The 15,994-nt window shown below is 61.3% G+C and carries 10 protein-coding genes and 1 pseudogene; 3 read left to right on the top strand and 8 right to left on the bottom strand.

Going from position 1 to position 15,994, the window contains the following annotated elements:
- Positions 1-110 precede the first annotated feature (110 nt).
- Positions 111-1,331 (bottom strand): aspartate aminotransferase family protein, encoded by a 1,221-nt coding sequence (locus WBR57_RS10895; RefSeq protein ID WP_424083832.1) that lies wholly within the window; start codon positions 1,329-1,331, stop codon positions 111-113.
- A gap of 292 nt (positions 1,332-1,623) precedes the next feature.
- Between WBR57_RS10895 and WBR57_RS10890 the strand changes: the two genes are divergently transcribed.
- Entirely contained in the window at positions 1,624-6,588 is a 4,965-nt protein-coding gene (locus tag WBR57_RS10890; RefSeq protein WP_424083831.1) for a dermonecrotic toxin domain-containing protein, read from the top strand.
- Here WBR57_RS10890 and WBR57_RS10885 read toward each other — a convergent pair.
- The 7 genes from WBR57_RS10885 to acs form a co-directional block, all read right to left on the bottom strand.
- Positions 6,585-7,565: a GlxA family transcriptional regulator gene (locus WBR57_RS10885; protein WP_005790635.1), complete on the bottom strand. Its 981-nt coding sequence runs from the start codon at positions 7,563-7,565 to the stop codon at positions 6,585-6,587. The two genes, WBR57_RS10890 and WBR57_RS10885, sit on opposite strands and share 4 nt — an antisense overlap.
- A gap of 245 nt (positions 7,566-7,810) precedes the next feature.
- Positions 7,811-8,575: an ABC transporter ATP-binding protein gene (locus WBR57_RS10880; RefSeq protein WP_424083830.1), complete on the bottom strand. Its 765-nt coding sequence runs from the start codon at positions 8,573-8,575 to the stop codon at positions 7,811-7,813.
- Positions 8,576-8,602: 27 nt separating this feature from the next.
- Entirely contained in the window at positions 8,603-9,715 is a 1,113-nt protein-coding gene (locus WBR57_RS10875) for a succinylglutamate desuccinylase/aspartoacylase family protein (RefSeq protein WP_424083829.1), read from the bottom strand.
- Position 9,716: 1 nt separating this feature from the next.
- Positions 9,717-10,415 (bottom strand): ABC transporter permease, encoded by a 699-nt coding sequence (locus tag WBR57_RS10870; protein ID WP_424083828.1) that lies wholly within the window; start codon positions 10,413-10,415, stop codon positions 9,717-9,719.
- Positions 10,412-11,101, bottom strand: a complete 690-nt coding sequence (locus tag WBR57_RS10865) for an ABC transporter permease (protein ID WP_424083827.1) — start codon at positions 11,099-11,101, stop codon at positions 10,412-10,414. Before WBR57_RS10865 ends, WBR57_RS10870 begins: the two co-directional genes overlap by 4 nt.
- A 91-nt stretch (positions 11,102-11,192) precedes the next feature.
- A complete protein-coding gene (locus tag WBR57_RS10860; protein WP_424083826.1) occupies positions 11,193-11,978 on the bottom strand; it encodes an ABC transporter substrate-binding protein in 786 nt (261 codons plus the stop codon).
- Between the two features lie 695 nt (positions 11,979-12,673).
- Positions 12,674-14,629, bottom strand: a complete 1,956-nt coding sequence (gene acs, locus WBR57_RS10855; RefSeq protein WP_424083825.1) for an acetate--CoA ligase — start codon at positions 14,627-14,629, stop codon at positions 12,674-12,676.
- Positions 14,630-15,027: 398 nt separating this feature from the next.
- Between acs and WBR57_RS10850 the strand changes: the two genes are divergently transcribed.
- A complete protein-coding gene (locus WBR57_RS10850) occupies positions 15,028-15,297 on the top strand; it encodes a DUF2790 domain-containing protein (RefSeq protein ID WP_122539306.1) in 270 nt (89 codons plus the stop codon).
- Positions 15,298-15,862: 565 nt separating this feature from the next.
- Positions 15,863-15,994, top strand: a pseudogene (locus WBR57_RS10845) (ribonucleotide-diphosphate reductase subunit beta); the annotation flags it as partial.

Below are 15,994 nucleotides of genomic sequence, written 5' to 3'. Positions count from 1 at the left end.
GGGCTTGCCCCCGATAGCGGTGTATCAGTCACCAGATGTATCAACTGACAGATTGCTATCGGGGGCAAGCCCCCTCCCACATTTGATCCGGTCCGATAGACAGATATGTATCAGGCTTGGGTCAGCGTTTTTACCGCACGCTCGAAACGATCCAGGCCTTCGGTGATGTCCGCGTCTTCCACCACCAGGCTTGGCGCAAAGCGCACCACGTCCGGGCCGGCTTGCAGGATCATCAGGTTTTCTTTTTCGGCCGCGTTGAACACGTCCTTGGCTTTGCCTTTGAACGCGTCGCTCAGTACGCAACCGATCAGCAGGCCCATGCCACGCACTTCGGTGAAGATCCCGTATTGCTTGCCGATCTGCTCCAGGCGCGCCTTGAACAGGTCGTGCTTGGCATTCACACCGGCCAGCACCTGCGGGGTGTTGATCACGTCGATCACCGCTTCTGCCACTGCGCACGCCAGCGGGTTGCCGCCGTAGGTGGTGCCGTGAGTGCCGACCACCAAGTGCTTGGCCAGGTCTTCGCGGGTGAGCATCGCGGCAATCGGAAAACCGCCGCCCAGGCTCTTGGCGCTGGTGAGGATGTCCGGCACCACGCCGTAATGCTGGTAGGCGAACAGGTGGCCACTGCGGCCCATGCCGGTCTGCACTTCGTCGAACACCAGCAGCGCGTTGTTCGCGTCGCACAGTTCGCGGGCACCTTGCAGGTAAGCCAGTTCGGCCGGCAGCACGCCGCCTTCGCCCTGGATCGGTTCCAGCACGACGGCGCAGGTCTTGTCCGACACGGCGGCCTTCAACGCGTCCAGGTCGTTATAAGGAACGTGGGTGATGCCGGTGATTTTAGGCCCGAAACCGTCGGAATACTTCGACTGGCCACCGACGTTGACGGTGAACAGGGTACGGCCGTGGAAGCTGTTCAGCGCGGCGATGATTTCGTATTTCTCGGTGCCGAAACGATCGAACGCCACACGACGGGCCAGCTTGAAGGCCGCCTCGTTGGCTTCGGCGCCGGAGTTGCAGAAGAACACGCGCTCGGCAAACGTGGCGTCGATCAGCTTATGGGCCAGGCGCAGGGCCGGCTCATTGGTGAACACGTTGGACACGTGCCACAGCTTGTTGGCCTGTTCGGTCAGCGCACCGACCAGCGCCGGGTGGGCGTGGCCCAAAACGTTAACCGCGATGCCGCCGGCAAAGTCGATCAGCTCGCGACCGGCCTGGTCCCATACGCGCGAACCTGCGCCACGCACGGGGATAAAGGCGGCAGGTGCATAGTTGGGAACCATGACCTGGTCGAAATCGGCACGTTGCACCGGGGCTTGCTCAACGGACATCGGAGTCTCCTGAAGAGGAACGCCTGCCTGGAACTGGCGGGCGATGCAGGGATTGTAAGGACAGTTTTCAGCGCGGCCTTGCCGCCAAGCGACAACTTCTTATAGCGCCAACCCGCGATTTTCGCGGGTTTACGCCAATGCGACAAATACCGTCGCAATGGCGCAGTTTAAACCGCGCCGCCCCTTGAGCGGCAGGGGCGCGCGCAATTGATTTGCAGGCAACTATCTACTGCCTGACGTGCCCGCAGCTCTGTTGTGCTAACGACTTACCCCGCGCAACAGGAAGAGCGCCATGCCCGACACCTTGAACCCTGCCGATGCCCAGCATTCCGACAATCATTACCAGCCGCTGCAACAGGCTATCGCGCCCTGGCTGCTGGGCGCCACGGCGGCCCGCGCCGAGGCTTTGAAAGCCAGCTCGCCCCTGATCAAACCCTGGTACCGCAGCACCACGGCCGAGCAACGCCAGCAATGGCGCGCGTTCAGTACCGCCCACTGGAGCGCGCAAAACCAGGTCGATCAGCGCCTGGCTGCGCTGCAGGATGTACAGGCGTTCGCCGAGCCGTTACTGAGCGCAGCCCTGAAAGATCAGTTCGGGCTGGAGCTGAACGTGAAGACCACGTACCTGCGCCTGTACATCCCGGCCACCATTCCCTGGTTTCCGATCAAGAGCGGTGCCGCACGCACCTGGACCGTGTCGTTGCTGGAGGCGGCGCTGCATAACTTCGAAGCCGACGAGCGCTTCGAAGCCTCCTCGGCGTACATCAGCCAACCCGACGCCCAGGGGGAGTCCCAGCCATTGCCCGACATCCGGGACACACTGTCGATCCAGCGTTTTACCCAGTTATGCCGCACGCTGGATATCGGCGCCCGCTACCAGCGCTACCTTGAGGAGAACCTGGGCCTGACCGATGCCGCCGTGGCCGCCGTGCTGCAGACACAAGTCAGCACCAGCCAGCGCGCAGCCCTGGACGCGGCGCTGCAACTGGCGGTGATGAAAAACGATATCAACCCGGACGCCCACCAGGCGCTGCAACGTTTGCTCGAGGGTCAACCCGACGCGAGCCTCGGCGGCCAGCCGCTGCGCAGCCATGAACTGCGGATGATGAACGCCCAACTGACCGGCATCGTACTGTTCGCCGCCGACCTGGAGCGCCTGCACGCCGTCGTCCCGGTGATCGCTTACGTGCCGGACGACCCCGAGCACCCGATCAAGCAATACCCCTCCAGCGCCGCGTTCAGGGCAGAACTGACCCGGCAACTGCAGAACACCGACTATCAGCAATTTTTCAGCCGCTTTGTAAACCACGAAGATCGCGGGCACTTTTTTGCCAACCTGAACAGCCGTCTGAGCCGCATTACCTGGCACCCGCATACCCCCGGCGACCCGCTGCCCAGTTGGCGCGACACCCCCAGGGAGCGTCCCAACCTGCAACTCAGCGCCGTGGCGATCCACGGCAGCCTGGCCAGCCATCGCTACCAACGGGCGCTCGACAAAATCCTCAATGACGCCAAGGTGATCGCCGTGTCCACCGCCCGCGTCGACCAGAAAGCCCGCTGGGCGCTATGGGATTCATTGCAGCAGGTCGCCTCAACCCTGCTCAACATCGCCGCGCTGGTCGCGGCGCCATTCGTGCCGGTACTGGGCGAAGCAATGCTGGCTTACATGGCCTATCAGTTAGTGGATGAAACCTTCGAAGGGATTGTCGACTGGGCACAGGGCCGCACGCACGAAGCGTTCGAACACCTGATGGGCACGGTACAGGCGCTGATTCAACTGGGCACGTTCGGGCTTGGCGGCACCATTGCCGCCAGCCAATTTCGGGCGGTGATGGCGCCCGCCGCGAAAACCTTTATCGACGGCTTCAAGCCAGTGCCCATGGCTGACGGCAAAACCCGCTATTGGCAGCCCGACCTGCGCGCCTACCAACGCCAGTCAGCCCTGCCGGCACAGGCAAAAGCGGATGCGCAAGGCATCTACTATCACCAGGACCAAGCCGTGATCACAATCGACCGGCAGCCCTTCATCCTGAACAAGACGCCAGGCAGCGAGCACTACAGCCTACTTCACCCCACCCGCCCCGAGGCCTATCAGCCACGGGCCTGGCATAACGGCACGGGCGCCTGGCAGACCGAGCTGGACCAGCCGCTGTACTGGGACGCCAGCACCCTGATGCGTCGCCTCGGCCACAGCGTGGAAGGCTTCAGCCCGACACAATTGGACCAGATCCGTAGCGTCAGCCATATCCCCGAAAACACCCTGCGCCAGCTGCATGTACAGCGCCAGCCCACTCCGGCGGTGCTGGGCGATACCGTGCAGCGCTTTCAGATCGATCATGACCTGGCGAGCTTTATCCGCCAGATGAACAGTGACGACCCTGGCCAGTACGGCAAGGCCGACGCGCCCACCCAATTGCAGTTGCTCGGCCGTCCCGATGCGTGGCCCGACACCCGGGCCTTGCAAGTGGTCGATAGCCAGGGCCGGGTCATTTGGCAATACGCCAGCCAGGACTCGCTGCCGGCGGTGCGCATCAGCCAGGCCCAACTGAACAATGGCGAGCTGCTGGAGACCGCCCTGCGCGCATTGGCGGAAGACGACATCAAGGCGCTGCTGGGGGAGGATTTCGGCCAACCGCCCAAGGCCTTGTCGGCGCGGCTGCGCACCCTGCGCAAAAAGCTCGCGGCCGCGGCAGAGGCGCGGCGCACGCACTTGTTCGACACGCGCTATCAATCGCTCAACCACCCGCAGACCGCCGATGGCCAACGCCTGATGGACGAACACAAGGTATTGCCGGGGTGCGTTGCCGATGAGCTGACCCGCCAAGCCACGGCCGAGGAGCGCCGCGAACTGAACGCCGGTAAATTGCCCCGGAGCCTGGAGGACCTGGCCCGCTGGACCGCCCAGGAAGTACGCCTGAACCGCGCCTACGAAGGCCTGTACCTGGAATCGAGTGACAACCCCGACACCCGCACCCTGGCCCTGCATTCCCTGCCCCGGCTGCCTGGCTGGTCCGGCAGTGTCCGCCTGGAAGTGCATGAGCATGTACTCAACGGCACCGTCAGCCAGCGCATCGGCACCGGCAACGGCACTCACCTCAAGGTACTGGTGCACGAGGACGGCCTCTACCAGGCCTATGACGACCTGGGCCGGCACCTGCACGGCGAAACCGACCTCTACAGCGCGATCCTGCAAGCCTTGCCGGATACCGAGCGCGACCGGCTCAACCTGCACATCCGCCAAGGCCCGCAGTTGCGCCAGGCCCTCAGCCAGGTGGCACTGCCCCGCGACCGTTTACAGGCGGCCCTGGACCCCTTGCCACGCCGGCGTCCCGCCAATGGCAAACATCCGCGCCTGCTCGGTGGGATGGACGGCTACCCGCTGCCAGGCCACCCCGCACCGGTGCCAGGCGCACCGCCGACACTGCTGCAACGAACCCAGGCGCTGTACCCAAGCTTCACCCAGGAGCAGAACGTGGCGCTGCTGCGCCAGCTCAACCAACTGCCCGGCGGCGCCTTGCCGGGCTTGGCAAGGCTGGAGCAAGAGTACGCGCAGCTCCATGCGCAACTGTTGCAGTGGCACATCCACACCCCTTACCTGCACCCGCAAACGGGCGTCCAGTTGACGGCGCAGGCATTCAGCGAGCAACTGCAGAACCGCCTCAATCTGAGCAACGAAATCAAACGTTGCTGGCGCCGGGAAAGCCCTCGGGAAACACACTATGGCGATGAGCGTGACGGCTACATCCTGGCCCATGGCGATCCGATCATGGGCCACCTGCCCCGCCTGGAGGCCGATTTCTCGCATGTTTCGGCCCTGTCACTGATAGGCGATGCGAGCACACTGGGGGCCCAGGCGTTCTGTGACAGCTTTCGCAACGTGCGTCGCCTGGGGCTGCGCAACATCCCCCTCGGCACCCTGCCCGAAGGCCTGGCAAGCATGCCGCGCCTGACCGAGCTAGTGCTGAGCAACACGCACATACGCCTGACCGCCGAGAGCCTGGCGACCCTGGCATCGCTGTCGCGCCTGGAATCCCTGGACCTGTACGCCAACCCCCTGGGCCTGGTGCCCAACGTCGAAGGCATGGCGGAGCTGCGCTACCTCGACCTGGCCGCCACCGGCATCGAGCACTTGCCGGAAGGCATACTGACCCGCCCGCACCTGCAAACCGCGGTGCTCAACAGTAATCGCATCAGCGCGTTGCCCGACGCGCTGTTTGCACTGCCGGACCTGGCCAGCGAAGCCTTCGACCTGGGGAACAACCCTTTCCCGGAAGCCGTGATCAGCCGTATCAAAAGCCACTTCCAGCGCACCGGCGAACGCTGGGATGCCTCAGCCCCGGACGTCGATATCGAACGGCTCAAGGCGCTGTACCCGACCTTCACCACCCCGGAATGCAACCGCTTCCTCTATGGCATGCCGGGCAGCCTGCAAGCGAGCCGGGTGGAATTGACGCGCATGGAAGCCGAGTACGAAAAACTCCAGGCAGACCTTGAGGAATGGCGGCTGAATGTCCCTAACCGGCACCCAACCCACTACACCCTTTTGAGCGAGCAGCAACGCGCTGAAGAACAGGCCAGGCGCTTTGGCTTCAAAAACCTGCTGGAGCGCTGCTGGCGCCGGGAAACCCCGATCGACACCCTTGACGCCGGACCTACCGCAACCCATGAACTGAGTTATGACGTAACCCTGCTGGGCGATCTGCCTGTGCTCACGGCCAATTTCGACCACGTGTCGATGCTCTCGCTTCACGCTCAAAACGCCACATCAAAAGTCGAAGCCTTCCTGGAGCGCTTGAGTCGACTGCGAAGCCTATCGATCCAGGGCTACCAGTTGGGCAGCCTTCCAGAGCCGATCTTCCAGATGCCGCGGCTCAAGGAACTGAGCCTGCCCCAATGCAATATCCGGCTGACGCCCAGGACAACGGAGCAGCTCGCCGGCCTTGAAGGGCTGACCCAGCTGGACCTGGGCGACAACCTGCTGGACATCACACCGCGGGTTACCAACATGCCGCACCTGCAGGTTCTCGACCTGCAAAGCACCGGCATTCGCCACGTCCCTCACGGGCTGTTCAGCTTGCGCGAACTGGTCATCGCAGACTTGAGCAACAACGCCATCCGCCATATCGGCGCCGGCATTTTCGACGTGCCTGCAAATGTCTTCCACGCCCTGGATTGGGGCGGCAACCCGCTGTCGCTCCAGAGCCGGTACATCCTCAGGCGCTACGGGCAACGCATGGGTGTGCAGGTAGAAAGTTAACCGCGCTCGGACGGCACCGACGACAACTCGAACGGGCTGCTGCTGCGCCGCTGGTTGCGGTCTTCACGGGGGGTGGCGCCGAAGAAGTTACGGTAGGCGCTGGAGAAGTGCGGGCCCGAGGAGAAGCCGCACGACAGGCCGATCTGGATGATCGACTTGCTGGTTTGCATCAGCATCTGGCGCGCCTTGTTCAGGCGCAGTTCCAGGTAATACTGGCTGGGAACGCGATTGAGGTATTGCTTGAAGATCCGCTCAAGTTGTCGTCGCGACACGCACACGTGCTGGGCGATTTCGTCGGTGGTCAGCGGCTCTTCGATATTCGCTTCCATCAACAGAACGGCCTGGGTCAGCTTCGGATGGCTGGAACCCAGGCGGTTTTGCAGGGGGATACGCTGGCGCTCGCCGCCTTCGCGGATGCGCTCCACCACCAACTCTTCGGACACCGCGCCGGCCAGTTCGGCGCCGTGGTCACGGGCCAGCACCGCCAGCAGCAGGTCGAGCACCGACATGCCGCCGCAGGCGGTAAGGCGGTCGCGGTCCCAGTCGAACAAATGGCTGGTGGCGATAACCTTGGGGAAACGCTCGGCAAAATCATCCTGCCAACGCCAATGCACGGCGGCACGGTAGCCGTCGAGCAGACCGAGCTGGGCCAAGGGGTACACGCCCGCCGACAAACCGCCGATCACACACCCGGCGCGCACCAGCTGCTTGAGCGCGGTGCTGAGCTGGGAGGCGATCACGGTCGGCGGCTCATCCGCCAGCAGGAACAGTTTCTGGAAGCCTTCGAGCTTGCCGGCCCATGGCTCGCCCGGCAGTTGCCAAGCGCCTTCGGTTTGCGGTTCGGCCTGCAGAAACGACAGCTCGTAGACCACATCCGGATGCACCCGCTGGGCAACGCGCAAGGCCTCCTCAGCCAGCGCAAGCGTCAGGGCTTTTGTGCTGGGCCAAATCAGGAAACCAATTTTGTGGGCGGTCATGGAGTGCTATCCGAAGCGAAGAACGGTAATGGAGACAAGGGCCAATGCTAGCCCGGAAACGAACACAAATCTCAAAACATATGGAGATCCAATGTGGGAGCGGGCTTGCTCGCTAATGCGGTGGGCCAGCTACACATCTGCCGACTGATCCACCGCTTTCGCGAGCAAGCCCGCTCCCACAGAGGATTGAGCCGATCTCAAGACGGTGAAGCATGCACTAACTCAGTGCACAAAAGCAGTCTTGATTACTTCAAGCTGCCCGACAGGAACTGCTGCAAACGCTCGGACTGCGGGTTCACCAGCACTTCACGCGGGTTGCCGCGCTCTTCGACGATGCCTTTGTGCAGGAACACCAGTTGGTTCGACACTTCACGGGCAAAGCCCATTTCGTGGGTCACCACCACCATGGTGCGGCCTTCCTGGGCCAGGTCCTGCATGACCTTGAGCACTTCGCCGACCAGTTCAGGGTCGAGCGCCGAGGTGGGTTCGTCGAACAGCATCACTTCCGGCTCCATCGCCAGCGCACGGGCAATCGCCACGCGCTGCTGCTCGCCACCGGACATGTGGCCGGGGAATGCATCCTTACGATGGCCCACGCCGACTTTGGCCAGGTAGTGCTCGGCCTTCTCACGGGCTTCTTTCTTCGGCATGCCCAGCACGTGCACCGGGGCTTCCATCACGTTTTCCAGCGCGGTCATGTGCGACCACAGATTGAAATGCTGGAACACCATGGACAGACGCGAACGCATGCGTTGCAGCTGTTTAGGGTCAGCGGCCTTCAGGGCGCCGTCCTTGTTGGCGACCAGTTTCAGCTCTTCGTTGTTGAGCAGAATCTTGCCGGCGTGGGGTTGCTCGAGCAGGTTGATGCAGCGCAAAAAGGTACTTTTGCCCGAACCACTGGAACCGATGATGCTGATCACATCACCGGCCGCGGCGGCCAGGGACACGCCTTTGAGCACTTCATGACTGCCATAGCGTTTATGCAGGTCTTGGACTTCAAGTTTGTACATGCGGTCGGTTCTCACAAAAACAGGTGGTCAGTCGTTGAGCAAGCGCCCGTGACGCAGCGCTTCGCGCCCCGCCACCTTGGCCAGCCAGAAACCCGCTTGGGCATAACGTAGCCGTTCAACGGCAAACAACACCCCCGAGGTGCCCGCACAGATGATGCTCACGCGGTCGGTCAAGGGGTCAATCACTTCAAAAATCGGCTCGCCTTTTTCGATCCATTCACCGGCCTTACGCAGGTAACTGATCACCCCGGCGTGGGGCGCAAACAGCAATTCGGTGCCTTCGAACGGCACGCCTTCGCACGGTTCGTGCTGCGGCGCCGGCCATTCGCCGGTGATCAGGCCCTGCTCGGCGAGGAACGCGAGGATACCTTCGGCGTGGAAGATCGCCTCGTCGCGGCCAGTGTCGGCCTGGCCGCCCAATTCCAGGGTGGTCGCCAGGCACGCCAGCGGAATCTGTGCCTCGGGGAAGGCCCGGGACAGCCGTAGCCACGGCAGCGAACAGGCTTCATCAAACGAACTGCCGCCGGAATCTTCCGCCAGCAGGCCGACTTTCATATTCAAGTGCGCCGCCAACGAACGCCACTGCGGCCAGTGCTGCGGCAGCGCATACATGTGCAGCGCGGCTTCGGCGTCGCAATGCAGGTCTAGGACTACATCGGCGCTGCAGGCGTGGCTCAGCAGTACACGCTGCATGCCTTGCAGCTGGCTGCTCGGCTCAGGCAGCGCGTTGAGCACGTCGCCCATCGCCTGGCGGATCAGGCGCACGTTGGCGTGCGGGTCGTCGCCCAGCTTGCCGTTGAGCAACTCGGCCACCGGCTCGCTCAACTCGACGAAATCGCGGTTGAAATTCTTGCCGCTACCAACCTCGAAACGGCCCTGGTGGCTGCCTTGCAGCAGTTGGCCCAGGCCCATCGGGTTGGCCACCGGCACCAGCTCGATCACGCCGTTGAGGGCGCCTTGCTGTTCCAGCTCGGTGAGGCGTTTTTTCAGCTCCCAGGCGGCGCGCATGCCGGGCAACTCGTCGGCGTGCAGGCTGGCCTGGATGTAAGCCTTGCGCTCGCCGCTGCCGAAACGAAACACGCTCAGCTGGCGCTCGCAACCCAGGTGGCCCCAGGGCAACAGGTGGTCGATACGTTCCATATCAGTGCTTCCGTGGAGCCAGGTAGCTCAGCCAGCGGCGCTCGGCCAACTTGAACAGGCGCACCAGGATGAAGGTCAGGCACAGGTAGAACACGCCGGCGGTGATGTAGGCTTCGAACGGCAAGTAGAACTGGGCGTTCACCGTGCGCGCGGCACCGGTGATGTCGATCAGGGTGACGATGGAGGCCAGACTGGTGGTCTGCAACATCATGATCACTTCGTTGCTGTACTGCGGCAGCGCGCGGCGCAGGGCCGACGGCAGCAGGATGCGGCGGTACAGCTTGTAGCGCGACATGCCCATGGCCTTGGCCGCTTCGATCTCGCCATTCGGCGTGGCCTTGAGGCTGCCGGCAATGATCTCGGCGGTGTAAGCACTGGTGTTGATCGCAAACGCCAGGCACGCGCAGAACGTGGCGCTGGACAGCAGCGGCCACATGAAACTTTCGCGTACCGCTTCGAACTGGGCCAGGCCGTAGTAGATCAGGAACAGCTGCACCAGCATCGGCGTGCCGCGAATCACGTAGGTGTAAAGCCAGGCAGCGCCATTGACGAGCGGCTGCTTGGACACACGCATCAAGCCCAGGGGCAAGGCGGCGAGCAGGCCGAAGAACAGCGAGATGGCGAGCAATTTCAGGGTCGTTACCAAGCCGCCGAGGTACAGCGGCATGGCGTCCCAGATGACGTTGTAGTCGAAGATCATAGATCAGCCGCCCTTACGCCTACCGAGTAGCGCTTCTCAAGATAGCGCAGGGCCAGCAACGACACGCTGGTGATCACCAGGTACATCGCCGCCACTGCGAGGAAGAAGGTAAAAGGCTCGCGGGTGGCGTCTGCCGCCTGCTTGGCCTTGAACATCATGTCTTGCAGGCCCACCACCGAAATCAGCGCGGTGGCCTTGGTCAATACCAGCCAGTTGTTGGTAAACCCAGGGATCGCCAGCCGAATCATCTGCGGCACCATCACCCGGAAAAACACCTGGAAAGGGCTCATGCCATACGCAAGGCCGGCCTCGGCCTGGCCCTTGGGAATGGCCATGAAGGCGCCACGGAAGGTTTCCGACAAGTAGGCGCCAAAGATGAAGCCCAGGGTGCCGATACCGGCGGCCAAGGGGTTCAAGTCGATATAGTCGTCATAGCCGAGCATCGGCGCGACGCGGTTAAGCAGGTCCTGGCCGCCGTAGAAAATCAGCAGAATCAGCACCAGGTCGGGGATCCCGCGGATCACCGTAGAGTACAAGTCACCCAGCCAGGCTAACCAGCGCACCGGCGACAGGCGTAACGCGACCCCGATCAGACCCAGAACAATGGCCAAGGCCATGGACGACAAGGCGAGCTGAAGCGTCAACCATGCGCCATCGAGGATGACGGCCCCGTAGCCTTTCAACATGATTCAGGTCCTCGAAAAGGGGAATGAAAAAATGGCGCAAACCTCAGGAATTCTGTTGCTTGCGCCATTCTGGACAGTCAGTTGCGACGAGTTACTTAGGGTCTGCGCCGTAAATATCGAAGTCGAAGTACTTGTCCTGGATTTTCTTGTACTCACCGTTGGCACGGATCGCGGCAATGGCAGCGTTGATCTTGTCCAGGTTGGCTTGGTCGCCTTTACGCACAGCGATACCGATGCCGTCACCGAAGTACTTGGCGTCGGTGAACTGTGGGCCCACAAACGCGTAGCCTTTACCGGCCGGGGTTTTCAGGAAGCCGTCTTGCAGCAGGGTGGCGTCAGCCACGGTACCGTCGAGGCGACCGGCTTCCACGTCCAGGTAGATTTCGTTCTGCGAGCTGTAAGGCACCACCGTGGCGCCTTTAGGGGCCAGGACTTCCTTGGCGAAACGGTCGTGGATCGAACCGCGCTGCACACCGATCTTCTTGCCTTTGAGTTCATCCAGGCTGGCGCTGACGGTGGTGCCTTCCTTCATCACCAGCTGCGCTGGGCTCAGGTAGTAGCGGTTGGTGAAGTCCACGGACTTCTTGCGGTCTTCAGTGATGGACATGGACGACAGGATCGCGTCGATCTTGCGTACCTTCAGCGCCGGGATCAGGCCGTCGAACTCTTGTTCGACCCATACACACTTGACCTTCATCTCCGCGCACAGGGCATTGCCGATGTCGTAGTCGAAACCGACGATGCTGCCATCCGGCGCCTTGGAGGCAAACGGAGGGTAAGCCGCTTCGATACCAATTTTCAGGGGCTTCTCATCAGCGAAGGCCTGCATCGACAGCACGGACAGCGCCAGGGCGCCCAACAGCACAAGTTTCTTCATCTTGGGACTCCATCGGTATAAGGCAAAAAGCAGAATGAGCCAGGGCCCACGATGCGACTTAAGGGAAACCGAAATGCGGTACTGCGTCCTGCGCAGGGGTAATCCTACGACGACGAGCGAGTGATCGGCATTCTAACGACAGGCCAGAAGCCGATATTTCCTCAATGCGACAACTATTTACAGAAGCACCGAGAAAGCTGTTCCAGCACATTGACAGCCTCTGATTTTTATGCAGAGACAAAAGATATTAAACCTGTTGATGCTGCAAATTGCGGGCCTATTATTCGCAAACCCTTCTGGCACGGCAAGTCTGGCGTTTAATCTATTCGGTAGGGGTGTCTAAAATGCGGTTTTTCGGGGCAGGACCGTAGCACTTTGCCTCATGTTTGGGCGGCGGGTTACACATTTGCGCCCTGCGGTAACATTCAGAAATGCCCTACAACAAAAACCGATATTTATTGGCTTGGGGTTTTGCGGAACTGTCGGACGCCGCTGACCCCCGTTATGAAATGCATTACAAAATGTGGGAGCGGGCTTGCTCGCGAATACACTCTGCCAGTTGATAGTTGTACTGGCTGCCCCACCGCCTTCGCGAGCAAGCCCGCTCCCACAGGGGGTGTCCATCGTTTGCAAAACTTCACAAAAAAGCCCCACCCGACCTGCGCCGAATGGGGCTTTATGTGACCAACCCCGCCTTACGCGACGTTCATGGTCTTGTGCGTTTCAATCAAATGCGCCACCACACCCGGGTCCGCCAGGGTGGAGATATCCCCCAGCCCGTCATACTCAGCCGTGGCAATCTTGCGCAAGATCCGCCGCATGATTTTCCCCGAGCGCGTCTTCGGCAAGCCCGGTGCCCACTGGATTACGTCCGGCGAGGCAATCGGCCCGATTTCCTTGCGCACCCAGTTTTTCAGCTCAAGGCGCAGCGCTTCATTCGGCTCTTCGCCATTCTTCAAGGTGACATACACATAGATGCCCTGCCCCTTGATGTCATGCGGCACACCCACCACCGCCGCCTCGGCGACTTTCGGGTGGGCAACCATCGCGCTTTCAATCTCGGCGGTGCCCATGCGGTGGCCGGACACGTTCAGCACGTCATCCACACGCCCGGTGATCCAGTAGTAACCGTCCTCGTCACGCCGCGCACCGTCACCGGTGAAGTACATGCCACGGAAGGTCTTGAAGTAGGTGTCGACAAAGCGATCATGGTCGCCGTACAGGGTACGCGCCTGGCCTGGCCACGAATCGAGGATCACCAGGTTGCCTTCGGCGGCGCCTTCGATCAGGTTGCCCAGGTTGTCCACCAGGGCCGGCACCACGCCAAAGAACGGGCGTGCCGCCGAACCCGGCTTGAGCGCATGGGCGCCTGGCAGCGGGCTCATCATGTTGCCGCCGGTCTCGGTCTGCCACCAGGTGTCGACGATCGGGCAACGGGATTTGCCGACATTCTTGTAGTACCAATCCCACGCTTCTGGGTTGATCGGCTCACCCACCGAACCGAGCAAGCGCAAACTGCTGCCGTCGACGCCTTCGCAGGCGGCCGTGCCGGAAGCCATCATTGCGCGGATCGCGGTTGGCGCGGTGTAAAGGATATTGACCTTGTGCTTGTCGACAATCTTGCCGACACGGGTGATGTCCGGGTAGTTCGGCACGCCTTCGAACAGCAGCGTGGTCGCGCCGTTCGCCAGAGGGCCGTAGACGATATAGGTGTGGCCGGTGACCCAGCCGACGTCGGCGGTGCACCAGTAGATTTCGCCCGGGCGGTAGTCGAACACGCGCTCGTGGGTCAGAGCGGCGTACAGCAAGTAACCGCCGGTGGTGTGCTGCACGCCTTTAGGCTTGCCGGTAGAACCGGAGGTATAAAGGATGAACAGCGCTTCTTCGGCGCCCATCTCTTTTGGCGCACACACGGTGCCCGCCACTTTCATCAAGTCTTCGTACCAGATGTCGCGATGCTGGTTCCACTTGATGTTGCCATTGGTGCGCTTGCACACAATGACCTTCTGGATGCTGCTGGTTTCCGGGTTGGTCAGGGCGTCGTCGACGTTGGCCTTCAGTGGAATTTTCTTACCGGCGCGGATGCCTTCGTCGGCAGTGATCACCACCTTCGACTTACAGTCGATGATGCGACCAGCCAGGGCTTCCGGCGAAAAACCGCCGAACACCACGGAGTGAATCGCACCGATGCGGGTACACGCCAGCATGGCGACCACCGCCTCGGGGATCATCGGCATATAGATAGTCACCACGTCACCGCGGTGCACATCCTGGCCGCGCAGGGCGTTGGCGAACTTGCAGACTTCTTCATGCAGCTCGCGGTAGGTGATGGTGCGGCTTTCGGCAGGGTCATCGCCCTCCCAGATGATCGCCGCCTGGTCGCCACGCTCGGCGAGGTGACGGTCCAGGCAGTTGTAGGAAACGTTCAGGGTGCCATCGGCGAACCATTTGATGTCGACATGGTGGTCGTCGAAAGAGGTCTGCTTGACCGCGGTGAAAGGCTTGACCCAGTCAAGGCGCTTGGCTTGCTCGCGCCAGAAGCCATCGGGGTTGACCACCGACTGCTGGTACATGGCCTTGTAGGTTGCCTCGTCGGTCAGCGTGTTGGCTGCTACTTCGGGGCGAACGGGGTACAGGGAAGCCGCACTCATCTTTCTTACCTCGGTGACATAGTTGTTGTTGTATGGCCCCTGTTGTAGCCGGGGCCGCCCCATAGAACCATTCGACGATGGTAGTAACAAGCCCCTACAAATCGCCATGCTATGCCCATTTGCCGCTCTGGCCCGCGGCCTGCGGCGCTTTGCGGCTGCGTGAAAAAACCTTCTCCGCGCGATTGTTACAAAAACCGCCAATAGTGTTTATCAAAAGCACGGGTATATGAATATAACTCACGCGCCTAAAATCAACTCCGCCAACAAGGCAATGTGATTAACAGCGCAACAGCCCCCACGAAGGCAACGTTAATCCGAACTTTCCAACTCTTAAGTTACACACGCGGCCCCACAAGGGCCCCGTGACCCCTTTCGCCTAAAAGAAGGTAATTGAACAAATGAAAGCTCTCGTAGTTATGGCCCTCAGCAGCTTGTGCGCAACCGCCGCCCTGGCCGACGAGGCCCCGACCGAGCTGGCCGGCCAGAACGCCCCGATTGTCGAGGACTACACTTACAGCACCCACTTGGACGTTGCCAAAGTCTTGTCCATGAGTAATGTTCCAGAAGTATGCGAAGTTGTACCGGTGAAGATGGAATATGAAGACTCGCAAGGTCAGCGCCATATTCTTAATTATCACGTGATGGGCAATGGTTGCTCTAACGGGTAATTAACTTCCCACGCTGGATTATTATTCGCCGCAAGAAATCGTTCTTGCGGCAAAGCGCCGATCCAGAATCCACCGCGCAACAAATGTGGGAGCTGGCTTGCCTGCGATGGCCATTTCGGCCTTACACACCGCCCCAAGCCCTCCACATCCCCTCCTCCGCACGCCCTACAAAAACTATCCCGCCGCCCGTCAAAAATTTCCAATCCCTGCAAAGCCTTGCAAACACGCGCCTTGGCCGAAAACCACAGCATTTTGGCCCTCCATCGTGACCATCCGCCGCAACACAAAGTCGAATTTTTCCCTATAATGCGCGGGTAAATCGGGCCTGCAATATCCCTTTACACTGGGATGAAGAGCCAGACCTGAGGCCCCCGCTGGAGCCAGCAAGCATTGCTCCGCCCCTCAAGCCTCAAGCAGAACACCCGTAACCCTGATTCCGTTTAATGCGTGCGCTAGCTGCAACAAACGATTCCTTAAGATCCACCGCGGCCCGAGGCCGTGTGAACACCCCACCATCCGGTTTCACACGGGCCCCCTTGAGCCCTCACGCAGGAGACGACACGTCATGCTGAGCTGGGACGAATTCGACAAAGAAGAAGAAGGCGAAGTAGCCACCAAAGGCGCCAACGCCGGCCACGCCACCGAAGCCAACATGGACCGCCTCGACGGTGCCGGCGCTGCTGCCGCCATCGAAGCC

This window comes from Pseudomonas sp. (genome assembly GCF_049590575.1).
In the GTDB taxonomy this organism is placed as follows: Bacteria; Pseudomonadota; Gammaproteobacteria; order Pseudomonadales; family Pseudomonadaceae; genus Aquipseudomonas.
This window is presented reverse-complemented; position numbering and strand designations above follow the sequence as displayed.